This window comes from Sorangium sp. So ce726 (genome assembly GCF_051521405.1).
GTDB lineage: Bacteria > Myxococcota_A > Polyangia > Polyangiales > Polyangiaceae > Sorangium.
Genome location: NZ_CP150349.1, coordinates 9,247,309 through 9,271,343, shown reverse-complemented (window position 1 = coordinate 9,271,343; position 24,035 = coordinate 9,247,309). Strand labels below are relative to the sequence as shown.

Here is a 24,035-nt window from a genome sequence, read left to right as displayed (position 1 = left end):
CGTAAAGCGGTTTTTTGCCCAGCGATCGTCGGTGGTGCGAAGCTTCGCCAGAAGCGACCAGAGGCGATCACAGGGGATCGGGCGCCCGGGAGCCGGGCAACGCAGCCCGGGCTTCCCTTGCTTCACCACGGTGGGCGCGGAGCAGGACGGACGGGATGTCGGAAGGCAAGAACTTGATCGGGGTCGATATCGGATCGAGCGCGATCAAGATCGCTCAGATCAAGGAAGGCCGCAGAGGCTATGGCCTCGTGCGGCTCGGTTACGCGCCGCTCGCGCCGCAGGCCATCGTCGACGGCCACGTCATGAACGCGCAGGCCATCGTCGAGGCGCTCGGCCGGGCCTTCTCCGAGGCGAAGATCCGCCAGCGCGAGATCGCGCTCAGCATCAGCGGTCAGGCGGTCATCATCCGCAAGATCACGGTGCCGCTCATGACCGCCGCCGAGCTGGACGAGCAGATCCAGTGGGAGGCCGAGCAGCACATCCCCTTCGACATCAAGGACGTCCACGTCGACTACGAGGTGCTGCGCCGGCGCCCCGAGGCCGGGCAGATGGACCTCCTGCTCGTCGCCGCGAAGCGCGACGAGATCAACGACTACACCCAGATCGCCAGGACGGCGAAGCTCAAGCCCATGGTGGTGGACATCGACGCGTTCACCGTCCAGAACCTGTTCGAGGTGAACCGCGGCATCCCGCCGGACCAGACGTTCGCCATCATCAACGTCGGCGCGAGCCTCGCGTCGATCAACATCGTGTCGCGCGGCGCGAGCGCGTTCACCCGCGACATCGGCAACGGCGGCAACTACATCACCGAGCAGATCCAGCGGAAGCTCGGCATCAGCTTCGAGCAGGCCGAGGAGTTCAAGTGCGCCAGCGTGACCTCGGGGCCGGGCGGCGTGCCCGCGCAGGTCATCGAGACCATCGAGCAGGTGTGCGACTCGATCGCGGGGGAGATCCAGCGCTCGCTCGACTTCTTCCTGGCCACGAGCGGTGAGGGCGACATGCACCGCATCTACCTGACCGGGGGCTCGTCCAACCTGCCGGCGCTGCCCGCCGCGATCGGGCGGCGCGCCCGGGTGGCCGTCGAGCTGATCCAGCCGATGGAGCGCATCACCGTGGAAGCGAAGGAAGTCAACCAGGAGCTGCTCCGGCTCCGGGCGGCGCAGTTCTGCGTCTCGCTCGGGCTCGCGATGCGCAAGGACCGGGAGAAGCGCTCGTGATTCGCGTCAACCTTCTCCCGCAGCGGCGCGGCACGCGCGGGGCCGCGCCCCAGGCGAGCCAGCGGTGGCTGCTCGTCACGCTCGGCGTCGTGATCCTCGAGATCGTCGCGCTCTTCCTCTTCCACCAGACGAAGGTCGAGGAGCTCGAAGAGCAGAACCGGAAGAACTCGCTGCTCCAGAGCCAGATCCAGGACATCCGCACGCTCGTCGCGAACCACGAGGAGATCAAGAAGGCGCTCGAGGTGCTGCGCGCGCGCGAGGACGCGATCGCGAAGCTCCAGGCCGCGCGCAGCGGGCCGACCGCGGTGCTCCTTGAGCTCGCGCAGCTGCTCACGAACGGCAAGGGGCCGACCGCCGACCCGGACAAGCTCGCGCAGCTCCGCAAGGAGAACCCGCTCGCCGTCTACAACCCCTCCTGGGACAGCCGCCGGCTGTGGCTCACGAGCTACGTCGAGTCCGAGCGGACCGTGCGCATCGAGGGGCTCGCGCGCGACGGCACCGACGTCTACGAGCTCGCCCAGCGGCTGAAGCTGTCCTCGTACTTCTACGACGTGCAGCTGCTCCCGGGGAAGAAGGAGAACGAGAAGGAGTCGCGGCTCGAGCTCGTCTCGTTCGCGCTGCAGCTGAAGGTGAGGTACTGATGGCCACGAAGCCCATGCCCGTGCAGGCCGGCTCGGCGCTCGACCGGCTGCCGCCGCTCGCCAAGCTCGGTGTCGGCGCGCTCTTCGCGGCGCTCGTCGGCATCCTGTACTTCGTCGGCTTCTACGCCGACGTCGACTCGCAGATCGAGGGCGCCGTGCAGAAGCAGGGCGTGCTCCAGGCGGAGCTCACCAAGGCGCAGGCGTCGAAGGCCGCCTACCAGAAGGACCTCGACGAGAAGACCCGCCGCGAGCAGATGAGCCGCGAGCAGAAGAAGATCCTCCCGGACGAGTCCGAGACGCCGGCCTTCCTCTCCGCCATCCAGGGCGTCGCGACCGTCTCCGGCGTCAACCTGACGTCATGGAGCCCCACCGAGGAGATCCCGCAGGAGTTCTTCTCCAAGGTGCCGATGCAGCTCACGCTCTCCGGCAAGTTCCACCAGGTGGCGAAGTTCTTCCACGGCGTGGGGCAGCTCGATCGCATCATCAACCTCGAGGAGGTCGAGATCAAGGAGCCGAAGGTCGTGGGGACCGACGTGGACGTCAAGGTGGAGTGCCTCGCGACCGCGTTCCGCGCCGTGCGCCCCGGGGAGACCGCGACGAGCGGCGTGAAGCGCCGCAGCGGCGGAGGTGTCCGGTGAAGGCCGGCCGGATGATGCTGCTCGCCCTCGGGGCGACCACCGCCGCGGCCCTCGCGCTCGCGGGGTGCGAGGAGGAAGAGCCGATGACCTCCTCCACCCAGGCACGCCCGCCCGGGGCGCAGGCCTCCGCCTCGCCGCCGCGCGCGCCCGCGGCCGGCGCCGCGTCCGCGGCCGCCGACGCCGGCGCGCCAGAGCTGCCGCCGCTGCCGCTCCGGGAGTTCCAGGAGGCCGACTTCTCCGAGAGCGACCGGAGCCGCGACCCGTTCCGGAGCTTCGAGTCGCTCTTCGCGACGCAGGCCCGGGGCCGGGTGACGATCCAGCGCCAGGTCCTCGTGGATCGCTTTGCGCTCGACGAGCTCAGGCTGGTCGGCGTCGTCTCGCGCGCGCCCGCCCGCGCGCTGCTCACCGATCCCACGGGGCTCGGGTGGGTGGTGAAGGTGGGCGATTTCGTCGGCAAGGCCGAGATCGTGCACGCGGGCGGCCCCACGGGCGTCGACGTGGCCGTGAACTGGCGCATCGATCGGATCCGCGACTCGGACGTCGTCTTCATCCGCGAGGACCCGTCGCACCCGGAGATCCCGCCGACCACGCGCGTGATCGCGCTGAGGCCGCTCGGCGAGGAGAACGAGGCGGCCCTCGGCGCCCCGTGACCGCCACGAATTGGGCCCGCACAGGGCACCCGAAGTAGCCTCCCGACAGCGTGACGCAGATCTCGCGTCACCGCGAAGCGGGAGTGCAATGAAGAGCAATCGAGACTATCGCCCGAGGCGGGGCGCGCTTCGCCGTGCTGCGGCACTCGGGGTGATGTTGATCCTCGGCGCTCCTGCGGGAGACGCAGACGCCGCCGCCCCGATCAAGGTCAGCGACGTCAGGCTCACGGCACCGGACGAGGGCAAGGCCGAGATCGTGGTCGCGACGAGCGGCGAGCCGCGCTTCTCGGCGCGGGTGGCGGACGGCGGCAAGCGGCTCCTCGTCGACCTCGAGGGCGCCGAGGCAGGCGGGGCGTCCGGCGCGATCACGAGCGGCAACGCGATCGTGGCCGGGGTGATGACGCAAGGGTTCGGCAAGGCGACCCAGCGGACGACGCGGGTGCTCGTGCAGCTCGCGCGCCCGGCGGCCTACCGGATCCGCGCCGAGCAGGGCGCGCTCGTGATCGAGCTCGCCGCCGCCGACGCGACGGCGCCCATGGCGGCGCGGGCCCCGGCCGGCCCAGCGGCGGCGGCGCCGGCGCGCGAGCCGGCGACGATCACCGACGTGCGCTTCGACCACCAGGCGACGCTCGACCGGGTCGTCATCGAGCTCTCGTCGATCCCGAGCTACCGCGAGTCGATCGGCAAGGGGGGGCGCCGCGTCATCGAGCTCAGCGGCGTCCGGCTCCCCGACGCCCTCCAGCGCAAGCTCGACGTCGGCGCCTTCGGCGGCCCGGTGCGGGCCATCTCGACGTTCCGGCGCAACAGCGACGGCTCCAGGGTCGTCGTCGAGGTCGAGCAGGCCGAGGGCGCCTCGGGCGTGGTCGCGCGCGAGGGCAACGCGCTCGTGCTGAGCGTCGCGAAGGGCGCGCTGCCCACGACGCTCTCGGGGATCGCCGCCGACGGCGGCGCGGCGAGGCGGACCCGCACCGTGGCGCGCGAGGCGCTCCTCGACGACGGGGCGCCGAAGGTGGAGACGTCGTTCGATGGCGCGGCGAGCAGCCAGGAGTCGCTCGTCGAGCCCGACCAGGCCGGCGCCTTCATGCCCGCGATCGCCGGGCAGCAGCGGCGGTTCACGGGGCGGCGCATCGACCTCGACCTGAAGGACGCCGACATCCACAACGTCCTCCGGCTCATCTCCGACGTGGGGCGGGTCAACATCGTGACCGCCGACAACGTGAGCGGCACGGTCACCATCCGGATGCGCAACGTCCCGTGGGACCAGGCGCTCGAGACGGTGCTCCAGGCCAAGGGCCTCGGCGTGGTCCGGCAGGGCAACATGATCCGCGTCGCCCCGATCGCCGATCTCAACAAGGAGCGGGAGCTCGCGATCGCGCGGCGCAAGAGCGAGCTCCAGCTCGCGCCGCTCGAGACGCGGCTCATCCCGATCAACTACGCGGACGCGAAGGACCTCCAGGATCGCTCGAAGGACATGCTCTCGCCGCGCGGCTCGCTGGCGGTCGACGAGCGGACCAACGTGCTCATCGCGCGCGACGTCGCGGGGAACCTGAACCAGATCGAGGAGCTGGTCCGCTCGCTCGACACGCAGACGCCGCAGGTGCTGATCGAGGCGCGCGTGGTGGAGGCGACGAGCCGCTACGTGCGCGACATCGGCATCCAGTGGGGCGGCGACGGGACGTTCAGCGCGGCGACCGGCAACCCGACGGGGCTCGTCTTCCCCTCGGCGATCGGCATCGCCGGCGGCGCGACCGACACGAACAGCCCGACCGGCGGCCTCTCGCCGTTCGCGAGCCAGGTCTCGAACCCGAACTTCGCGGTGAACCTGCCGGCCGTCGTCGGCGCCGGGCAGGGCGGCGCGCTCGGCTTCACGCTCGGCTCGATCAACAACACCGTCAACCTCGGCGTCCGGCTCTCCGCGGCCGAGGCGAGCGGCATGCTGCGGGTCGTCTCGAGCCCGCGCATCCTCACGCTCGACAACCGGGAGGCGCGGATCAGCCAGGGGACGCTGATCCCGTTCTCGCAGATCAGCGCCCAGGGCGTGCAGACGACCTTCCAGGAGGCCAAGCTCCAGCTGCTCGTCAAGCCGCACGTCACGTCCGACGGCAGCGTCGCGATGCACGTGAAGATCAACCGCGACGAGCCCGACTTCAACCAGACGTCGGCCCGCGGCGACCCCACCATCCTGAAGCGCGAGGCGGAGACCGACCTCCTGATCATGGACGGGCACACGGCGGTGATCGGCGGGATCTTCACCCGCAACACCGGCCGGAACCTCGATCAGGTGCCGTTCTTCGGGGACATCCCGGTCCTCGGCCTCCTCTTCCAGCGGCGCCGCGCGAGCGACACGCGGAACGAGCTCGTCATCTTCCTCACGCCGCGCATCGTGAACCGCGCCGAGGCGCTCGGCCGGTAGCCCGCGGCGTGGCGCGGCGCGGCGTGCCTCGCCGCACCCTCAACCCCCTCAGGCTCGCTTGCGCCGGCCCGCCTCCCGCGGGCTCGGGGCGGTGTCCGTCACGACGGCGCGCAGCCACGCCCGCGCGGGATCGCCCTCCGTCCGGCTGTTCCACGCCATCGCGATCTCGATGGGCGGCAGCTCGAACGGCAGGTCGAAGCTGCGGAGCGGCACCAGGCTGGAGAACGCCCTTCCGAGGCGCGTGGCCACGGTGGCCACGAGGTCCGACGCGGTGATGGCGTGCGGCACCAGGAACACGTGCGGCACCGTCATGGCCTCGTGGCGCGCGATCCCGCGCGCCGCGATGAGATCGTCCGCGACCCCGTCGTGGGCGCCGCGCCTGGGGACGACGACGTGCGGGAGGGCCGCGTAGGTCTGGAGATCGACGTGCCCGCGCGCCGTGGGGTGGCTCATGCGCGCGAGCCCCGCGAAGCGATCGTCGAAGAGGGGCGCGCGGCGCAGGTCGGAGGGGAGGCTCTCCTGCGGGAAGACGCCGATCGCGAGATCGATCTCGCCGCTCCGGAGCGCGTCCACGGCGCGGCCGTCGAGCGGGAGCAGGTGCAGCGCGAGCCTCGGTCCGCCCTGCGCGAGCGCCGCGTTGAGCCGCGGCAGGAGGACGAGCTCCACGTACTCCGTGGCGGCGATCCGGAAGGCGCGATCGCTCGTCGCCGGGTCGAAGGCCGGCGTCGTCTCGCCGAAGAGGCCCGCGAGATCGTGGACGATCGCGGTGACCTGCGGCGTCATCGCCTCGGCGCGCGAGGTGAGCGCCATCTGCCGGCCGACCCGGATGAGCAGCGGGTCGGAGAAGAGCTCGCGCAGCCGCGTCAGCGCGTGGCTCATGGCGGGCTGGCTGAGGCCCACCCGGCGGGCCGCGAGCGTCACGCTGCGCTCCTGCAGCAAGGCGTCGAGCGCGATCACCAGGTTGACGTCGATCGCCGAAAGATTCACACCATGAATATAGGATGAACCATGTATCCATGGCGTGGATATTTCGTTTTCTTGCGCGGGCGCGCGGCGTGCGTGGCGAGGATGCGTGATCCCGCGCCTGCGGGCGCTGTCGTGCGGCCCGCGTGGCTGCTAGGGTCGCCCGCGGCTCCCCCCTGATCGGCGGTGCCTTGCGGAGACCATGACATCGCCCGTTCTGCTCGGGGGGATCGACTTCTTCCACCTCATGAACGATCGCGCCATGCGATCGCGCGGCCAGGCGGGCAACCACTGCCTGTTCGTGATCGAGCTCGACGGCCGCCTCGATCTGGCGCGGCTCGCGGTGCGGCTCGAGCGCGCGACCCGGGCGCTCCCCGAGCTCCGGTTCCGGCTGGACAACAGCGTGCTCGGGCGGGCGGGGCGGCCCCGCTGGGTCGTCGATCACCACCGGCGCGCCCCCGGGCTGCGCCTCCACGAGGTGGAGGGCGAGCGCGAGCGCGCGGCGCGCATCGAGGCGCTGCTCGCGGACCGGACCTCTGCGGAGCGGCCGTGGGCGCTCGACGTCGTGCGCGAGGTGGGCGACGGCGATACGGTCGTGCTCCGCCACCACCATGCGCTGACGGATGGCAGGGGCGCGGATCGGCTCGCCGCCTGGCTGGGCTCCGGGAGCGGCGATGCGCCTGACGACCCGCCGCCGCGGCAGGAGCGGCACGACGCGCCGGAGCGCCTGCTGGCTGCCATGGACCGCGACGAGCGGATCGCGCTGGCGCGCGCGTACAAGGCCCACGTGCTGGCGCTCGGCCGCGCGCCCATCCTGTCGCTCGCGCGCGCCTGTCCTGAGGTGCGGCCCTCGGCCTCCCGCGTCCTCCGGCTCACGCTCTCGGCGGAGGAGACGCGCGCCTTCGATCTCCGGGTGCGCCAGCGCGCGCGGCTCGCCGAGACGAGCCTCATGCTGATCGCGGCGACGCGGCTCGCCGACCGGGCGCTCGCGGGCCGCGGCTTCGCCCCGCCGCACCACGTGATCCCGCTGCCCCTCTCGCTCGACCCCAAGGGGGGGGCGCGGCGGCTCTTCGGCAATCACCTCACGATGGCCCTGCTCTCGCTCGGCCGCGACGAGCTCCACGACGACGCGCGCGCGGTGGCCCGCCTGGCCGAGCAGCAGCGCACCGTGGTGCGCGACAGGCTCGATCTCGCCATGATCGCCGCGCTCGATCTGGCCCGCTGGCTGCCCGGCCCGATCTACCGCTGGCTAGGGGACCAGCCCTTCCAGGGTGAGCTCGCCTCGCTGATCGTCTCGAACCCAGGCGCGGTGACGGTGGAGCGGTTCGCGGGGCTCCCGGTGCGCTCGGCGTACCCGCTGCCCGCGGTCGTCGCGCCGCCCGGCTTCCAGGTGATCTTCAGCCGCTTCGGCGGTCGCCTCTCGGCGTCGATCATCCACGGCGACGGGCTGCTCCGCCCGGACGAGGTGGGAGCGATGCCTGGCGCGCTCCGCGCCGAGCTGCTCGGAGAGCCCGCGCCACCCGGCGGGGGCACGGTATAAGGGCTTTCGTCATGCGCACGTTCGATATCGTCATCATCGGCAGCGGCATCGCCGGCGGCTTCCTCGCGCGGCAGCTCCGCCTCGCGTGCCCCGACCTCGGGGTCCTCGTGCTCGAGGCCGCCGAGGCGATGGAGGATTACAAGGTCGGCGAGAGCACGGTGGAGGTCGCGGCGAACTACATGGTTCGCCGGCTGAACCTCGGCACGTACCTCTACCAGCACCAGCTGCCCAAGAACGGGCTCCGCTTCTTCTTCGACTCTCCGGACAAGGATCTCCCGCTGCCCCGGATGAGCGAGATCGGCTCCGACCACATGCCGTTCCACCCGAGCTTTCAGCTCGAGCGCGCGCGGCTGGAGCGCGATCTCGTGACCATGAACCGCGCCGCGGGCGCCGAGGTCGAGCTCGGCGCCAAGGTGGTCGACGTCGCGATCGACGGGCGCGGTCGGCACACGGTCGTCTACGAGCAGGGCGGCGAGCGACGCGAGGTCGCCTGCCGCTGGGTGTGCGACGCCTCCGGGCGGCGGCACGTGCTCTTCCGCAAGCTCGGCGTGAAGGTGCACAAGGACACGCGGCTCAACACGGCGGCCGCGTGGGGGCGCTACCGCGGCGTCGCGGGGCTCGATGCGGTCACCGACGCGGCGTGGCGGTCGCGCGCGCGGTACACGTCGCGCCACCTGTCGACGAACCACTTCATGTACGACGGGTACTGGATCTGGTTCATCCCGCTCGCGGGCGACCTGGAGGGGACCGCGAACGCGGATCCCCGACCCGCGTTGATGAGCGTGGGCGTCGTGTTCGACAAGGACCGGATCGGCGCGGGGAACGCGCCGACCGGCACGCTGCCCGGGCCGCGCACGCGCGCGGAGTTCGAGCGCTTCCTGGGCGCCCACCGCGCCGCGCGCGAGCTGCTCGAGGGTGCAGAGCTCGAGGATTTCCAGAGCTATGCCCACCTGCCGTACCACGCGGAGCAGTATTTCTCGGCCGATCGTTACGCCGTCACCGGCGAGGCCGGCGCGTTCACCGATCCCTTCTACAGCCCGGGATCCGATTTCATCGCGACCGCGAACGAGTTCATCACGCAGATGATCCTCTCTGACGTCCGCGGCGACCGCGCCGGGTTCGAGGAGAGGGTCGCGGCCTACGACGCGTACTACCGGTTCAAGTACGACAGCACGCTCCGGCTCTATGAGCGCATGTATCCGGTGTTCGGCTCCTTCGAGCTGTATCGGCTGAAGTACCTCCTCGACTTCAACAACTACTACAACCTCGTCGTCTGGCCGTTCATGGCCGACCGGGTGACGGACGTGGGTTGGATCCGGGAGGAGCTCAAGTTCACTGATCTCGTGCTGCGCGCCCTCTCGACGATGGGCGAGCACTTCGCGTCGCTGGCGAGCGACCTGCGCGCGCGCGGGGAGTACTTCGCGCAGAACGAGGGGCGCTTCGCCAACGGGCTGAACGGCGTCGCGCAGCTGGAGACGCGGCTCGGCCCGGCCATCGACGAGCGGTTCCGGCGGGAGCAGGTCGACCGGGCGTACGGGAGCGTGTTCGCGGCGCTCGTCGAGAGGCGGCTCGGCGAGCAGGGCCTCTCCGACCGCGCTCGCCTCGTCTCGGAGCTCCCCCTCCCGCAGGTGCTCGTGTTCCGGGACATCACGCCTGAGCGGCTCGCGCGCCTCCTCCAGCGCATCGGCGAGCGGATGACGAAGGAGCTCCGCGACGAGCTCCCGGACGCAGGGATCGAGCGGATCGAGCTCGGCGCGAGCGGCGTGATCTCCGTGACAGGCCCTGCCGAGGGGACCAAGGCGCATGCGGACGCCCTGTCCCGGGCACAGGCGCTCTGGGACGCCTCGGCGGGATCGCTCGCTCACATCGCCCTCTGAGCCCGCTTTCGCGGGCTCAGGGACCGCGGTCGTCGCCGCCGTTGGCGAGCGCCTCGCGGCTGCCTCGGCGAGCTCCCCGCGGTTTCTCCTGTACGCGCGCCCGTTCCGCAGTATCACAGCGCCCGATGCGGTGGAGAGCAGCAGGTGGGCGTCTGGGTCAGTGGGCGATCTCTGTGGCGCTGTCGATGGGCGCTGTCGGCGCATGTGTCGGCGCGGTCGCCGAGGGCGGCGCGCCGCCGCGGCAGGAGCCGGATCAGGGGTGGATCACGGCGGCGACGCCTGACGGGGGCGGCGCTCCGCGGTGTCCGCACGGCGCGCTGGAGGATCCGCACCGTGGCTTCGTGCGGTGCCTCGAGCCCGGCGAGGCCGATGCCGGCTGGCTCCCGCCGTCGCCGCAGCCCGAGCCGCCCTCTCCCGACGGCGGCGCCCCCCCGCCTGACGGCGGTGTTCCCGGCGATGCCGGCCCCATCGACGGCGGCGTGCCCGATGCATCGATCGTGTCGGCCCCGCTTCCTCTCGTGGAGATCAAGGAGCCCGAGTTCATGAACGGCGACGTCCCGAACGTGGCCAAGCGGCTCGAAAAGGTCGCCCCCGACCTTGCGAAGTGTGTTGCCGACCATGGCGGCCTCTCTGGCGCCTCGGGCAGCATCAAGGTCCAGTTCCTTGTCCGTGTGCGCGGCCGCGCCGAGGGTGTCGAGATCCTCGACTCACGGGGCGTCACCCCCGACGCGCAGCGCTGCATCCGTCAGCTCCTCAAGAACAAGCCCATCGGCACCCCCAGCGCCGACCCCGTAGGCGTCACCGTCTCCCTCTCCCTCCGCGCCCCGAAATAACGACCCCTTACAAAGGCCCGAAGCGGCGCATCCCGCGCGCAGCCGCCGCTGGCCCCACGAACCCCAGCGGCCGCCCCGCCTCTCAGCGCCCCGCCTCCCTCCTCACACCAAAGAGCCAGGGCGGGCGGGGGTGGTGCGCGAGCGGGCGGCGGGGGTGGGCCCCACGAACCCGAGGGCCGGCCCGCCTCGCAGCGCCCCCCTCTCGGACCGAGTCCCCCGTCCAGCGCGGCACCAGCCCCCCAAAAGGCCCGAGTTCGTGGGGGGGACCCCCGCCGCCCGCTCGCGCACCACCCCCGCCCGCCCTGGCTCCGTCGCCCCTTGGGTTGACGCAGCCCCCACGGCCTCTATCCTGCCGCGCCGCTGTGCCCGACCCGATGCTCACCCGCGAGATCGCCCGTCGAAAGACGTTCGCGATCATCTCCCACCCCGACGCTGGCAAGACCACCCTCACCGAAAAGCTCCTGCTGTACGGAGGCGCCATCCAGCTCGCCGGCGCCGTGAAGGCCAAGAAGGCGCGCGCCCACGCCGTCAGCGACTGGATGGAGATGGAGCGCGAGCGCGGCATCTCCATCTCCACCAGCGTTCTCCAGTTCCCGTACAAGGGCCGGCTCCTGAGCCTGGTCGACACCCCTGGCCACGCCGACTTCAGCGAGGACACCTACCGCGCGCTGATGGCGACCGACGCCGCCATCATGATCCTCGACTGTGCGAAGGGCGTCGAGACGCAGACGAAGAAGCTCTTCCGTGTCTGCAAGCTCCGGCAGATGCCGATCTTCACCTTCGTCAACAAGCTCGACCGCCCCGGGCGCGACCCGTTCGAGCTGATCGGCGAGGTCGAGGAGGTCCTTGGCATCGGCGTCTACCCGGTCACCTGGCCCATCTCGGCGGGCGGCAAGTTCCGCGGCGTCTATCATCGCGAGCGCAAGCAGGTCTTCCTCTTCGAGCTCGTCGCGCACGGCGCCGAGATCGCCCCCATGGAGGTCGTGTCCCTCGACGCGCCCGAGCTCGTCGAGGCGCTCGACGAGGAGGGCGCCCGCCAGCTGCGCGAGGACATCGAGCTCATCGACGCCGCCGGTGACGCGCTCGATCGCGACAAGCTCGCCCGCGGCGAGGTCACGCCCATGTTCTTCGGCAGCGCCATCACCAACTTCGGCCTGCCGCAATTCCTGGACGCCTTCATCGAGCTCATGCCCCCGCCTGCGCCGCGCGGCAGCGACAAGGGCCCCATCGCCCCGGACGACGACCGCTTCACCGCGTTCGTCTTCAAGATCCAGGCGAACATGGACCGGGCCCACCGCGACAGGATCGCGTTCCTCCGCGTCTGCTCCGGCCGCTACGAGCGCGGGATGAAGGTGCACCACGTGCGCCTCGACCGCGACATCCGGCTCACCAACCCCGTGCAGTTCATGGCCCAGGAGCGCACGCTCGTGGAGGACGGCTTCGCGGGCGACATCATCGGCGTCTTCGACCCGGGGCTCTTCCTCATCGGCGACTCGCTCTGCAGCGGCTCGCCCGTGAAGTACGCCCCGCTGCCGCAGTTCCCGCCGGAGCAGTTCGCCCGCGTCGTCATGATCGATCCCATGAAGCGCAAGCAGCTCAAGAAGGGGCTCGAGCAGCTCGCGCAGGAGGGCTCGGTCCAGCTCTTCCGGCCGCCCGAGGGGCGGGAGGGCGAGGCGATCCTGGGCGTCGTGGGCGAGCTCCAGTTCGACGTTGTGAAGCACCGCCTCGCGGCCGAGTACGGCGTCGACGCCCGGATCGAGCGGCTCTCGTTCAGCCTGGCCCGCTGGGTCGAGGGCGAGCCGGTGCCGCTCGCCGAGCTCGAGTCGAACCTCTACGGCTACGGCGCCCTCGATGTGCACGGGAACGCGGTCGTGCTCTTCAAGGGCGACTGGCAGCTCGATGCCTGCCAGAAGGCGTTCCCCAAGGCCCGCTTCGTCGAGCTCGGCGGCTCGATCTCTCCCGTGTGACCTCCCGCCGCGCGCGGCCCTTCTCGGCCGCGCGCGGATCGCCGCTATTCCGAGAGCAGCGCCGGGAGGTGCCGCACGGACGGCGAGCCGTGGCTGAGCAGGCGGTCGTGGTAGGCGCGCTCGGTGAAGCCCGGCTTGCGCTCGTGCTCGGCGCGCAGGCGCATCATCTCGGTGAAGCCGTGGAAGTACGTGGTGAGCTGCGCGCTCGTGAGCCGGGCGCGCCGCCACTTGCCGACGGCCTCGCCTTCCTCCTGGAAGGCGTCCTTCGTCATGAGCGAGAGCGCCTCCTCCTCGCCCATCGCGCCCGCGTGCACGCCGTGGTCGAGGAGGGCGTTCACCGACATGCGCAGCACCATCTTCTGGCGCTGCATCCGCACCTTCGGGCCGCCGAAGCCGTGGTGCGCCATCAGCCACTCGGTGTAGACCGCCCACCCCTCGACGAACGGGCCGCTCGAGAAGACCGCGCGGAACTTCGAGGGGAACTTGTTGTTGTGCATGAGCTGCAGGAAGTGGCCCGGCATCGCCTCGTGGACGGTGAGGTCGGCGAGCATGCTCGAGTTGTACTCGCGGTAGAACGAGTCCACGCGCGCCTTCGGCCAGTCCTTCGGCGTCGGCGCGATCGCGAAGAACGTCTCCTGCTTCGCCTCGAGCGGGCCGGACGCATCGCAGTAGGCGATCGCGACGCCGCGGCGGTACTCGGGCATCTCGATCACCCGGCAGGGCTCCTCCGGGATGCGCACGAGGTCGCGCGCGCGGACGAAGTCGGTCGCCTCCGCGAGGAGCTTCTCGGACGCCTTCACGATGGTCGCGTTCGTCGGGTGATCGGCCGCGAGCGCGTCGAGCACCTTCCTGATCGCGGCCATCTTCTCGTCCTGCGCCTCGACCCTCGGGAAGGGCTGCTTCCCGAAGAGCGCAGGCCAGAGCTCCCTCGAGGTCTCGAGCATCTCGGCGTGCGTCGCCGCGAGCAGCGCGCGGGCGCTCGCGACCACGCCGTCGATGTCGATGGTCGCGTCGTCCAGCGTGAACCGGAGCTTCTTCTCGAAGCGCGCGCGGCCCAGCCGGAAGTCGCCGTTGCTCCTCGGGAGCAGGTCCTTCTCGAGGAACGCCTCGAAGCCCTCGAGCGCCTCCGCCGCCGCCCTCGCGGCCGCGTCGAGCTCGGCCTGCTGCGCCGGGACCGACGCGAACAGCGCCGGGAGCTCGGACTTGCAGAGCGCGATGAGCCCCTTGTTCTGCGCGATCGCCGTCTCGGTGTGGATGCGCGGCGGCGCCGCCGTGAGGCGCCGCTCCGCGGCCCGTACGAGCGCGGGGATGCCCGAAAGGCGACCCCCGAGGCGCCGCAGCCGCTCCTCGAGCGGCGCGAAGCTCCTCGTGATCAGGGGATCGAGCCCGTCGCCGACGAGGCCCGTGTACACCATCGGGTTCCACGTCGCCTCGCGGAGCTCGTCGATCGCGAACAGCCAGGAGCGCAGCTGGTTGTCGATCATCGCCGCGTCGACGCGGCTCTGGACGCCGAGGCTCGCCGCGGGCAGCGCCCCGAGCTCGGTCAGCGCCGCCTCGATCGTGCGCCGGCGCGCGGCCTCGCCCTGCTCGGTGACGTCCGGCCACACGGCGTCGTACCGGTGGTCTCCCGCCTCGGTGGCGCGGACCGGCTCGTCGCGCAGGTACTCCTCGAGCACGCGCGCCGACAAGGCCGCGAGCGCCTGCTCGGCGCCCGCTTCGCCGGATCGAGCGTCGGCCGGGCTCACGACGGCCGCCTTCGCGACGGGTTGCGCGGGCGGCGGGACGGTGCGCTCGGCCGGCCCGCACGCGCAGAGCAGCGCGACGAGCAGGGAGAGGTGGCCGCGGAGCGATCTGCGGGAGAAAGAGAGCTCATCGGAGAGACCATGGTGTCGCACCTGCGCCTCCTAGCGCTAGCTCGCCCAGAAGGGAACGTGCCGAGCGGCGGCATGGGGCCTCAGTGCGCGCTGCCGAGGGAGGCCTTCGCGAGGCGGGAGATGCCGTCCACATCGCCGTGCACCGCGTCGAGCAGCGGGCCGAGCGCGAGGCGGAGCGGCTTCGAGTTCGGGTGCCGGAGGATGCGCGCCATGCTCTCGGCCGCCAGCTCGTTGAGATCCTGCTCCGCATAGCGATCGATGTGCGCGCTCGACAGCGCGAGGCCAGGGAAGGCGGTGCGGCAGAGCGCGTCGATCAGCTCCCCCGCGATGCCCGCCGCGATGTTCGCGGCGCCCAGCGCGGTCCGGGCCTTCTGCGCGCTGATCGCGCACGACTCCGTGCGCAGCTGGCTGATCACGGGCGAGCCGAGCACCGTGTGCCAGCGGGAGAGCTCGGCGGCTCGGCTCGCCTCGAACTCACCCGGCGGCGCCTCGGACACGGGCAGCAGCGCGGCCAGCTGATCGGCTGCGCCTGGATCGATCGCGACACGGCGCACGATGATCAGGTCGTGCGCCCGCAGGCATCCGAGGAGCAGCCGCGTGGACGCGTCGCGCAGCAGCGGCGAGAGCGCGGCCGCGATCACGGTGGGGGGCGAGCCGATGAGCCCCGGGCTCGACCCCCGCGCGGCGCCCGCGCCGCCGGCGCGGGCGCGTTGCGCGCCGGAGCTCGGCGGCGAGCGCACGCTGATGGGCGGAGGGATGCTCGACGGCGTGTTGCGACCGACGACCGGCGGCGCGCCGGGAGCCTGCGACAAGGCGCGGCTGCTGGCCGGCGGCATGCCAGTGGTCCGGCTCACGCCGCCCGGCGAGGGCTTGTTCGATGGCGTGCGCGCGCCCACGCTCCGCGTGGGATCCTGGACGAGCGCCGGCTCGCCGCGCCGCGACTGCGTGGTGCGCTCGGTCACAACGTGCAGCGCCGCGAGCTCGATCGCGCGGAGCCCCGGGAGGCCGCGCGGCGCGCGGGCCGCGATGGCCGCGGCGAGCTCCGCCTCCTTGCCGAGGAGCGCCTCGTGCTCTGCGGCCTCGCGCAGCAGGTCTCCGGCGATCTGCGCGCACCGCTCCGCGGCCCTGTCCGCGGCGCTCCGCGTCTGCGGCTCCTTGAAATAGAGCGTTAACTTTCCCCGCACGGTCTCCCGACGCGTGTCCGCCGTGACAACCTGCGACGCGCTCTCGACGTTGGCAGGTTCACGCCCCCCGAAAGGCCAGAATCCCATGCGCCCATTGTCGCGCGATCCTGGGCTCGGGCGCGAGCGCTTCGAGCGCTCGCGCCCTCACGCCCGCTCAATGGCGAGGCGGAACGGAGACATAGCGATTGCCGCGTTCGTAGAATCGCCACGGCTTCTTCGCCCACGCACCTGCATAGTCGACGTTGATGCGAGGCGACCTGCCGATGGGCCCAGCAGCGCCGGGGAGCAGCGAGAGCTGCGCTCCGCAGACATCCATCCCGTACGCGGAGCGGTCGAGCTCCAGCGCCTGGCACAGCTTCCCCGGCCCGTTGGTGAGCTCGATCCGCCCAGGCGCGACGCCCCGCCGGTGGCTCATGAGCGGGAGGCCGATCATCGGCTCGATGGCGCGGATGAGGACAGCGTGCGGCTCTCCCTCCGAGGCCACGACGATGTTGAACGCCCAGTGCATGCCGTAGAGCTGGAACACATACGCATAGCCCGCCGGGCCAAACATGACCTCCGTCCGCACGGTCCGTCGCCCGCCCGCGCTGTGCGCGGCGAGGTCTTCCGGGCCGCGGTACGCCTCGGTCTCGACGATGCGTCCGGCGGCGGTGCCCTCGGGCGTCGTGTGGACGAGCACCTTGCCGATGCACGCTCGCGCGACGACGAGCGCGGGGCGAGCGTAGAAGTCACGCGGCAGCGGCGCCGCTCCTTCGAGGAGCGCGGCGCCTTCGCTGGGCGCGCGGGGCTCGGGGGTGGGACGCACGGCGGGCTCCGCGCTCAGCCCGCGGGGGGGCGCGCCGCCCGGAAGCGCTTGTCGATGAACGAGAGCACGTCGTCGCGGTGCTTCTTGGCCTGGAACTCGTGGTGGAAGACCGCCGCGATCTCCAGGGCGGGCGTGATGACGTAGGTGATCCGCCGGGCGAGGCCGATGAGCGGCCAGAGGACGCCGTAGGCGCGGCACACGCTGCGATCGCGGTCGGCGATCATCGGGTATGGGACCTTCTGCGCCTCGGCGAACCGGCACTGCGTCCTGTGGTCGTCGGTGCTGACGCCGACGATGCTGGCGCCCGCGAGCGCGATCTCGGCATGGTTGTCGCGGAAGAGCTGGGCCTCGACGGTGCAGTCGGGCGTGAAGGCCTTCGGGAAGAAGTACACGACCGTGCAGAGCCCACCCTGCGCCGACAGCACGAAGCGCTGGCCGTCGATGGCCTGCGTGTCGATCTCCGGCGCGCGCTCGCCGACCTTCAGCATGCCGACGCAATCTGCCGCAAGTCGCCCCCGGCGTCGACTGTGGCCGCGCGCCGCGGCGTCCCGGCGGGGCCGTCAGCGTCCGTCGGGTGTCGTCAGGGAGCGCGGGCCCTCGTCGACCGCCTTCAACTGTCTTCAACCGTCTTCAACCGTCGATTCCGAGCCGCTTCAGCCTGTAATAGAGGGTCGTGCGCTGCATGCCGAACTGCCGCGCGACCTCCGCCTTGTTCCCTCCGCAGCGGTCCAGGGCGGCGAGGAGCTCCCGCCGCTCGATGTCGTCGAGCTGGGAGCTCAGGTCGAGCCTTGGCCGCGCGCACGCCGGCGCGGCGGGCTCTTTCCCGGCCGGGTCCACCTCCGGCTCCGCCGGCGCGGCGGCCCTGGGCGCGCGCGCGGGCGGCTCAGCCGGCTGCGCGCGCGCCGTGAACGCGAGGTGCTCGGGCAGGATCACGTCGCCGCGCGACAGGATGGCGGCGCGCTCGACCACGTTCTCCAGCTCCCGCGTGTTCCCCGGCCACGTGTACGCCGCGAGCTTCGCGATCGCCTCCTCCGACAGCGCGGTGGCCGCGCGGGCGTTGCGCCGCGCGACCTTGCGCAGGAAGTGCTCGGCGAGCGCGCGGATGTCCTCGCGCCGCTCCCGGAGCGGGGGCAGCCTGAGCGGGAACACCGAGAGCCGGGAGACGAGCTCGGGCAGCACGCCCGCGCTCGCCCAGGCCTCGTCGATGCCGGGCGTGAGCGACAGCACGACGCGCACGTCGACGCGCGTGGTCTCCGTCGACCCGAGCCGCTCGACCTCGCCGTCGGTGAGCACGCGGAGCAGCCTCGCCTGGAGCGAGGGCGTGAGCGGCGCCGGCTCGTCGAGGTAGATCGTCCCCCGGTGGGCGAGCTCGAGCCGGCCTGCGCGCTCGGCGAACGCGCCGTCGAAGGCGCCTCGCCGCCAGCCGAACAGCTCGCGCTCGAGCGTGTCACCCCGGAACGCGGCGCAGGTCACCTTGACGAACGGCTGCTCTTCTCGCGGTGAGCCCACGTGGATCGCCCGGGCGACGACCTCCTTCTCCGCCCCTTCCTCGCCCTCGATCAGCACGTGCGTCGCCGCCTTCGCCACCTCGCCGATCCGGGCGGCGACCTCGCGCATGGCCTCGCTCTCGCCGGCGATCTCGCCGAAATCGATCGGGTCCCGCTGCTCGCGCTCGAGGTATCCCGCGTACTGCGCGAGCTGCTCGCGCAGCCGCCGGTTCTCCCGGAGGGTGGCGACCCCGGCGATCGCCTGCCGGAGGATGACGGCGAGCTCCTTCGAGTTCCAGGGCTTCTGGACGTACCGGTCGACCGCGCCCGAGTTGACCGCGTCGATGAGCACCGTCATGTCCGCGTAGGCGGTGAGCAGCACGCCCGCCGCGTCAGGGCGCCGCTCCTTCGCCTGCTTGAGGAACTCGATACCGCTCATCCCCGGCATTCGCTGGTCCGCCACGATCACCGCAGGATCGAGGCGATCGAGGAGCGAGAGGGCCTCGGCGCCGCCCAGCGCATAATGGATCTTGAACGACTTCCTGAAGGCGAACCGGAACGCGTCGAGGTTGTCCTGCTCGTCGTCGACGACGAGGACGTCGAAGCTGTTCCAGTCCAGATCGCGCATCGGGTCGCCCTACCTCCCAGAGTTACTACAGCTCGGCACGATCGCGACAGTGGGGGTGGCGCGCTCGGCGGCCTGCGCGGCCTCCCCGCCGCGCGCCGGAGCGCCGCTGCGCAGGATGCCATTCCGCCGCGTCGCGCTGCCCCGCCGCGCGTTTGCCTTCCGTGCTTCCGAGCCTTCCGCGCCTTCCGCGCTGGGCGGGGGGGACGGCGCGGCGGCGCTCGGGCGCGTGCGCGTCCGCCTGCGCTCAGGCGGAGGCGAGCGCTCTTCCGACCGCGACGCCGGCGAGGTCGGGCGGATCGATTTCTCCGCCGGCCCGGAAATACGCGGTAAGCTCCGCCCCCGCCCGCGAAGAGGGCGGGCTGGGCGAGCCCCACACGGAGGAAGCCGGATCATGCTCGAGGACGTCATCAAGGAGCTGCGCGAAGGGATCGAGAAGGCCATCGAAGCTCTCCGGCGAGACCTGGCGAAGGTGCGCACCGGGCGCGCGAACGCGGCCATGCTCGACGGCATCCGCGTCGACTACTACGGCGTGCCGACGCCGATCGTGCAGATGGCCACGGTGTCCGTGCCGGAGCCGCGGCTCATCAGCGTCAAGCCCTGGGAGAAGAACCAGGTGAAAGCGATCGAGAAGGCGATCCGGGAGAGTGATCTCGGCCTGAATCCCCAGGTGGACGCGGATCTCATCCGACTCCCGATCCCGCCGCTGACGGAGGAGCGGCGCAGGGAGATGGTGAAGCTGACGAAGAAGAACGGAGAGGACTGTAAAGTTGCCATCCGGAAGCATCGCCGAGATGCGAACGAGATGATCGACTCGCTCGAGAAGGACGGAGACGTCAGCGGTGACGAGGCCGATCGGGCCAAGAAGAAGGTCGACGACGTGGTGGCCGAGGGGACGAAGCAGGTCGACACGGTGATCGCCGGCAAGGAAAAGGACATCCTGGACGTGTGAGCGGGCGCTCGGCCGGGCGGGCGTCGGCGACCGAGCTGGGTAGACCGGAGCGCCGTACGGTTGCCCCTCCCCGCGGCGCGCGATGGGGCCGGGCCCTTCGAGGAGGGCGGCGCGGCGGCGTGCGATGCGCGACATCGCCTGCCGGCAGCGCCCCAGCGTGTCGTGACGCCGCGTGCGCCGGGCCCGGCCCGCCCTGGCGATGCCTCGCAGCCTTGTTGTCCTGCCGTCGCGCGACCCGCAGCTGTGCCCGCACCGGCGCTTGTGTCCGAGCGCCATGGGCGAGGCGTGTCCAGGCCCAGCCCACAATCCGAGCGCCACGGGGCGAGGCGTGCCCGGGACCAGCCCAGCTCACAACGAGCCGTCCCGTGGAGCGAAGAAGTGAAAAAGAGGCTTGCGGTCCCCCCGGTCGGAGTCGGTAGGATCAGGAAGGTCGGCGAGTGGGCGTGCGAAGGCGTGAGGCGTGAAGCGTGACGTGAAGCGTGAGAAGACGCGCGAAGGCTCTGAAGACGCCCATTCGGGTGCGAGAGGCCCTGCTTGACAGGTTTTCGCTAGCGTGAAATGGTTGGTGTTCGAAGCCGAAGGCCCGGAGCCGTCTCAAGGATTCCCGAGGTTATGCGAGCGATCGCTTCAGGAATGACGGACGTTGGTCTCCAACGCGACCACAACGAGGACAGCTACGCCGTCCTGTCGGAGTATGATCTGTTCATCGTCGCGGACGGCATGGGGGGCCACCGCGCGGGGGACGTAGCCAGCAAGCTGGCGACCGAGTCGATCGCGGACTTCTTCCGGTCCACGTCGCGGGAGGACGCTACCTGGCCATTCCACTTCGACACCAGCCTGTCGGAGGAGGAGAACCGGCTCCAGGCGGGCATCCGGGTCGCGAACCGCCAGATCTTCGAGCGCAGCATCCGCTCGCGCGACTGCGCCGGGATGGGTACGACGGTCGTGGGGGCGCTCTTCTCGAAGAAGAAGAACCGGATCTACGTCGGCCACGTCGGCGACAGCCGCGCGTACCGTGTCCGCAAGGGCTCGATCAGCCAGCTGACGCGCGATCACTCGCTGTTCAACGACTACATCATGGCGATGCCCGAGCTCACCGAGGAGCAGCGGGCCGAGCTTCCGCGCAACGTCATCACCCGCGCGCTCGGGATGCACGACAGCGTCTCCGTGGATCTGATCAGCGATGAGCCGCAGCCCGGCGATGTCTACCTGCTCTGCTCCGACGGCCTGAGCGGGATGCTCTCGGACGACCAGATCCTCCACATCGTGAGCTCGACCGAGGAGGTCCCGGAGATGTGCCGCCGCCTCATCGCCAAGGCGAACGAGAACGGCGGAGAGGACAACATCACGGCGCTCGTGATCCGGATCGACGAGCAGGACGACGCCGAGCTCCCGAACAGCGCGACAATCGGCCCGCCCGCCGACTCGCAGCAGGTCAGCATGGGCGATCGGTCGACGGTGCCGGCGGTGTCGGCCTCGCGCTCCGAGAAGAGCTGACGCGCGGGGCGCCCCCCCCGCGCGCGCCCCCGTCAGCAGCCAGCAGCCAGCGCCGCTCAGCCTCCGCAGCTGTCGAAGGCCAGGACGCCCAGCCTGAGCTGGCAGATCTCGCCTTCGTTCAGCATCGCAGGGCACTCGAAGCCGACCCAGATCTTGCCCGCGTCGACCCCCTGCTTGCCCTCGAACCAGAAGTTACACGGGGTCGCCGGATCGGAGTAGAAGGTCTGGCCCCCTGTCCTCGCCGAGGAGAAGCTGATGCTGCCGGTGGCCGGCGCGTCACGGGTCGCCGCGGGGGAGATGGCGTCGATCTTGATGTGGATCTCCGACGCTTCGGCGGGGTTCTTGGCCACCGCCGAGACGGAGAAGGTGCCCGAGCCGGACACGGAGCAGTCGACCGAGGAATCGTCCTCGCCGTCGGTGACCAGCCGGACCTTCTGGGCAGAGGACACTTCGCCAAGGATCGCCAGGTGCCCCGGTGCGGAGCAGTCGATGCCCGGGTCGGCGAAGTTCATGGTGTATGCGCCGCGCGGGGTCGGCGGCTCCGCGCCGCTGCAGCCGAGGCCGAGGAGGGGGAGGAGGCCGAGCACGGGCACGAAGCTGAGGCGAGCGAGACGCATGGAAAGCTCCGGTGGTAGGTGGCGGCCCCGGAGGCCGCTCCTCGCTTCTATCGTACTCGGGGGCCCGCGATCAAACGGCGGCCGCGCTGCGCGCGCTCACGTGCGCTTACGTGCTCGCCGCGCGCGCCTGCGCGTCGTCCAGCGCCTGGGCGACGTCGTTCCAGAGGTCCTCGCTGGCCTCCAGGCCCACCGAGAGCCGGAGGAGGCCGTCGGCGATGCCGAGCGCCTCCCGCGCCGCCGCGGGCACGGAGGCGTGGGTCATGAGGGCGGGGTGCTCGGCGAGCGACTCGACGCCGCCGAGGCTCTCGGCGCAGGCGAAGATCGCGAGCCGCTCGAGGAACCTCGAGGCGACGGGGAGGCCGCCGCGCACGACGAACGAGATCATCGCCCCGGGCGCGCGCATCTGCCGCGCGGCGAGCGCGTGGCCGGCGTGCGTGGGGAGGCCGGGATAGTGCACCGCCTGCACGGCGGGGTGCACGGCGAGCCTCTCGGCGATGAGCGCGGCCGACGCGCACTGCTGGCGCACGCGCACGCCGAGCGTCTTGATCCCGCGGAGCACGAGGTAGCAGTCGAACGGGCTCGGGACGGCGCCGATCGCGTTCTGCAGGAACCCGACCCGCTCCGCGAGCGCGTCCTCGGACGTGACGAGCGCGCCGCTGACGACGTCCGAGTGCCCGTTCAGGTACTTCGTGGTCGAGTGCGCCACGACGTGAGCGCCGAGATCGAGCGGCCGCTGGAGCACCGGCGTGGCGAAGGTGTTGTCGACCACGAGCAGCGCCCCGTGCGCGCGCGCGATCTCGGCGAGCCCTGCGATGTCGAAGATCTTGAGCATCGGGTTCGTCGGGGTCTCGATCCAGATCATCCGCGTGGCCGGGGTGAGGGCCTTGCGGACGACGTCGAGGTCGCTCATGTCGACCGAGCTCGAGGCGAGGCCCATCGGCCGCATGACCTTGTCGAAGAGCCGGAAGGTGCCGCCGTAGACGTCGTCGCCCGAGAGCACGTGATCTCCAGGGCGGAGCGTGTGGAGCAGGGTGGCGGTCGCCGCGGAGCCGCTTCCGAACGCGAAGCCATGGCGCCCCCCCTCGATCGCGGCGACGCACGCCTCGAGCGCCTTGCGGGTGGGGTTGCCGCTGCGGGAGTACTCGAACCCCTTGTGGTGGCCCGGCCGCTCCTGGGCGAAGGTGCTCGAGAGGACGATCGGCGTCATGACCGCGCCGCTCGTCGGATCCGGCGGCTGTCCGGCGTGGATCGCGAGCGTGTCGAGGCCGAGCTTGTCGTGACCTAGGTGGGGCTTCATGCGGGCGAGACTTATCTCATGGGCCGCGTGCGTCCACGGTTTTGGCGCGCAGGAGGGCCGAGTCAGCGCGCTGCCTCGGGGCCGCCCTCGGCCTGCGGAGCGGCCGCGTCGAACGCGTCGAGCAGCGCCCGCGCTGTCCCGACGCGGCGCTCCGGATCGCGATCGAGCGCGCGAGCGAGCGCTCGGCGCTGGCCCGGCGAGAGCGCGTCCGTGGCGGAGAGCGCGTCGAGGCAGAGGCCAGATTCGCCGATCTCGACGAGCGCCGCGGCCTGCTCGCGCGCGCGCGTGAGGGGCGCGCCGGTGGCGAAGGAGACGAGGGTCGCCGCCATGGAGTAGACGTCGCCGCGCTGGGTCGGCGGGGACTCGCCGCGGGCGATCTCGGGGGCAACGAACGGAACCGTGCCCCGGTCGGCGGTCTCGAGATCCGGATCCATGCCGCGGAACCGCGCGGCGCCGAGGTCGACGAGGCCGATGTCGCCGAGCGGGCCGAGCAGCACGTGATCGGGGCCGAGATCGCCGTGAACGAAGCGGATCGGGCCTCCGGCGTCCTCGAGCTCCTGGAGCTCGGCGAGCGTCTCGATCGCGGTCCTGGCGACGTGGGTGATGAGCGACGCGGGCGGCGGCCGGCCTCGGCCGCGCCATCCGTCGAGCACGTCGCGGAGGGAGGTGCCCTCGCGCCGGCTCTCGAGGAGGAACGGGCCGTGGCGATCGGCGCCGACGCGCGCGAGCGCGGGCAGGGCGGGGTGGCGAAGGAGGGAGAGCGCCTTCGCTTCGCGGACCATGGCGGCCCGCCCCGCGTGCTCGTGGAGGCAGCCGGGGACGAGGCGCTTGCACACCAGCGTGGGGCCGGGCGGCGAGCCTCCGAGCCGGACCAGCGCGACGTCGAACGTGGCGCCGGCGCCGAGGTGCTCGATCAGCTGGGTGCCGTCGGGAGCGGGGTAGGGCATGCCGGCCGCCT

At 71.6% G+C, this 24,035-nt stretch carries 20 protein-coding genes; 11 read left to right on the top strand and 9 right to left on the bottom strand.

The genetic code is table 11. The features are described 5' to 3' along the window. Window positions 1–155: 155 nt before the first annotated feature. The 5 genes from pilM (at window position 156) to WME79_RS34370 (ending at window position 5,559) form a co-directional block, all read left to right on the top strand. A complete protein-coding gene (gene pilM / locus WME79_RS34390) occupies window positions 156–1,217 on the top strand; it encodes a type IV pilus assembly protein PilM (protein ID WP_012238809.1) in 1,062 nt (353 codons plus the stop codon). Continuing rightward, entirely contained in the window at window positions 1,214–1,858 is a 645-nt protein-coding gene (locus WME79_RS34385; protein WP_437523508.1) for a PilN domain-containing protein, read from the top strand. Before pilM ends, WME79_RS34385 begins: the two co-directional genes overlap by 4 nt. Next, window positions 1,858–2,496 carry a type 4a pilus biogenesis protein PilO gene (locus WME79_RS34380; RefSeq protein WP_437523505.1) on the top strand — a complete coding sequence of 213 codons (639 nt, stop codon included), beginning with the start codon at window positions 1,858–1,860 and terminating at the stop codon, window positions 2,494–2,496. Before WME79_RS34385 ends, WME79_RS34380 begins: the two co-directional genes overlap by 1 nt. Continuing rightward, on the top strand, window positions 2,493–3,146 hold the full coding sequence (locus tag WME79_RS34375; protein ID WP_437523502.1) for a pilus assembly protein PilP: 654 nt from the start codon (window positions 2,493–2,495) through the stop codon (window positions 3,144–3,146). Before WME79_RS34380 ends, WME79_RS34375 begins: the two co-directional genes overlap by 4 nt. Window positions 3,147–3,234: 88 nt before the next feature. After that, the gene (locus tag WME79_RS34370; RefSeq protein WP_437523499.1) at window positions 3,235–5,559 is read left to right on the top strand and encodes a type IV pilus secretin PilQ; all 2,325 of its coding nucleotides are present in this window, start codon (window positions 3,235–3,237) and stop codon (window positions 5,557–5,559) included. Between the two features lie 48 nt (window positions 5,560–5,607). Here WME79_RS34370 and WME79_RS34365 read toward each other — a convergent pair whose 3' ends face one another. Continuing rightward, on the bottom strand, window positions 5,608–6,546 hold the full coding sequence (locus WME79_RS34365; RefSeq protein WP_437523496.1) for a LysR family transcriptional regulator: 939 nt from the start codon (window positions 6,544–6,546) through the stop codon (window positions 5,608–5,610). Window positions 6,547–6,724: 178 nt separating this feature from the next. On the opposite strand from WME79_RS34365, the gene WME79_RS34360 reads away from it, so the two are divergent. From WME79_RS34360 to WME79_RS34345, 4 genes are all read left to right on the top strand, one after another. Then, window positions 6,725–8,062, top strand: coding sequence for a wax ester/triacylglycerol synthase domain-containing protein (locus WME79_RS34360; RefSeq protein ID WP_437523494.1), 1,338 nt, complete (start codon window positions 6,725–6,727; stop codon window positions 8,060–8,062). 11 nt (window positions 8,063–8,073) lie between these two features. Then, on the top strand, window positions 8,074–9,939 hold the full coding sequence (locus WME79_RS34355) for an NAD(P)/FAD-dependent oxidoreductase (protein ID WP_437523491.1): 1,866 nt from the start codon (window positions 8,074–8,076) through the stop codon (window positions 9,937–9,939). Between the two features lie 185 nt (window positions 9,940–10,124). Beyond that, on the top strand, window positions 10,125–10,772 hold the full coding sequence (locus tag WME79_RS34350) for a hypothetical protein (protein WP_437523489.1): 648 nt from the start codon (window positions 10,125–10,127) through the stop codon (window positions 10,770–10,772). Between the two features lie 374 nt (window positions 10,773–11,146). After that, window positions 11,147–12,739: a peptide chain release factor 3 gene (locus WME79_RS34345; protein ID WP_437539998.1), complete on the top strand. Its 1,593-nt coding sequence runs from the start codon at window positions 11,147–11,149 to the stop codon at window positions 12,737–12,739. A 44-nt stretch (window positions 12,740–12,783) separates the two neighbouring features. On the opposite strand, the gene WME79_RS34340 is transcribed toward WME79_RS34345, so the two are convergent. The 5 genes from WME79_RS34340 to WME79_RS34320 form a co-directional block, all read right to left on the bottom strand. Further along, on the bottom strand, window positions 12,784–14,634 hold the full coding sequence (locus WME79_RS34340) for a DUF885 domain-containing protein (RefSeq protein ID WP_437523486.1): 1,851 nt from the start codon (window positions 14,632–14,634) through the stop codon (window positions 12,784–12,786). 59 nt (window positions 14,635–14,693) lie between these two features. Then, window positions 14,694–15,884, bottom strand: coding sequence for a hypothetical protein (locus WME79_RS34335; RefSeq protein WP_437523483.1), 1,191 nt, complete (start codon window positions 15,882–15,884; stop codon window positions 14,694–14,696). A 67-nt stretch (window positions 15,885–15,951) separates the two neighbouring features. Then, the gene (locus tag WME79_RS34330) at window positions 15,952–16,602 is read right to left on the bottom strand and encodes a DNA-3-methyladenine glycosylase (RefSeq protein WP_437523481.1); all 651 of its coding nucleotides are present in this window, start codon (window positions 16,600–16,602) and stop codon (window positions 15,952–15,954) included. A 14-nt stretch (window positions 16,603–16,616) separates the two neighbouring features. Next, window positions 16,617–17,090 (bottom strand): peroxiredoxin, encoded by a 474-nt coding sequence (locus WME79_RS34325; protein WP_437523478.1) that lies wholly within the window; start codon window positions 17,088–17,090, stop codon window positions 16,617–16,619. A gap of 142 nt (window positions 17,091–17,232) precedes the next feature. After that, window positions 17,233–18,717: a sigma-54-dependent transcriptional regulator gene (locus tag WME79_RS34320; protein ID WP_437523475.1), complete on the bottom strand. Its 1,485-nt coding sequence runs from the start codon at window positions 18,715–18,717 to the stop codon at window positions 17,233–17,235. A gap of 391 nt (window positions 18,718–19,108) precedes the next feature. Here WME79_RS34320 and frr point away from each other — a divergent pair, with 391 nt between their 5' ends. Together frr and WME79_RS34310 are read left to right on the top strand one after the other, a co-directional pair. Next, window positions 19,109–19,666 carry a ribosome recycling factor gene (gene frr, locus WME79_RS34315; RefSeq protein ID WP_437523472.1) on the top strand — a complete coding sequence of 186 codons (558 nt, stop codon included), beginning with the start codon at window positions 19,109–19,111 and terminating at the stop codon, window positions 19,664–19,666. Between the two features lie 633 nt (window positions 19,667–20,299). Beyond that, entirely contained in the window at window positions 20,300–21,163 is an 864-nt protein-coding gene (locus WME79_RS34310; protein WP_275935412.1) for a Stp1/IreP family PP2C-type Ser/Thr phosphatase, read from the top strand. A gap of 56 nt (window positions 21,164–21,219) precedes the next feature. Here the strand turns inward: WME79_RS34310 and WME79_RS34305 are convergent, their stop codons facing one another. The 3 genes from WME79_RS34305 to WME79_RS34295 all read right to left on the bottom strand — a co-directional run bounded on the left by WME79_RS34305 (window position 21,220) and on the right by WME79_RS34295 (window position 24,024). Beyond that, a complete protein-coding gene (locus WME79_RS34305) occupies window positions 21,220–21,780 on the bottom strand; it encodes a hypothetical protein (RefSeq protein ID WP_437523468.1) in 561 nt (186 codons plus the stop codon). A gap of 106 nt (window positions 21,781–21,886) precedes the next feature. Then, window positions 21,887–23,077: a cystathionine gamma-synthase gene (locus WME79_RS34300; protein ID WP_437523466.1), complete on the bottom strand. Its 1,191-nt coding sequence runs from the start codon at window positions 23,075–23,077 to the stop codon at window positions 21,887–21,889. 62 nt (window positions 23,078–23,139) lie between these two features. Further along, window positions 23,140–24,024 carry a protein kinase domain-containing protein gene (locus WME79_RS34295; protein WP_437523463.1) on the bottom strand — a complete coding sequence of 295 codons (885 nt, stop codon included), beginning with the start codon at window positions 24,022–24,024 and terminating at the stop codon, window positions 23,140–23,142. Between the last annotated feature and the right edge of the window lie 11 nt (window positions 24,025–24,035).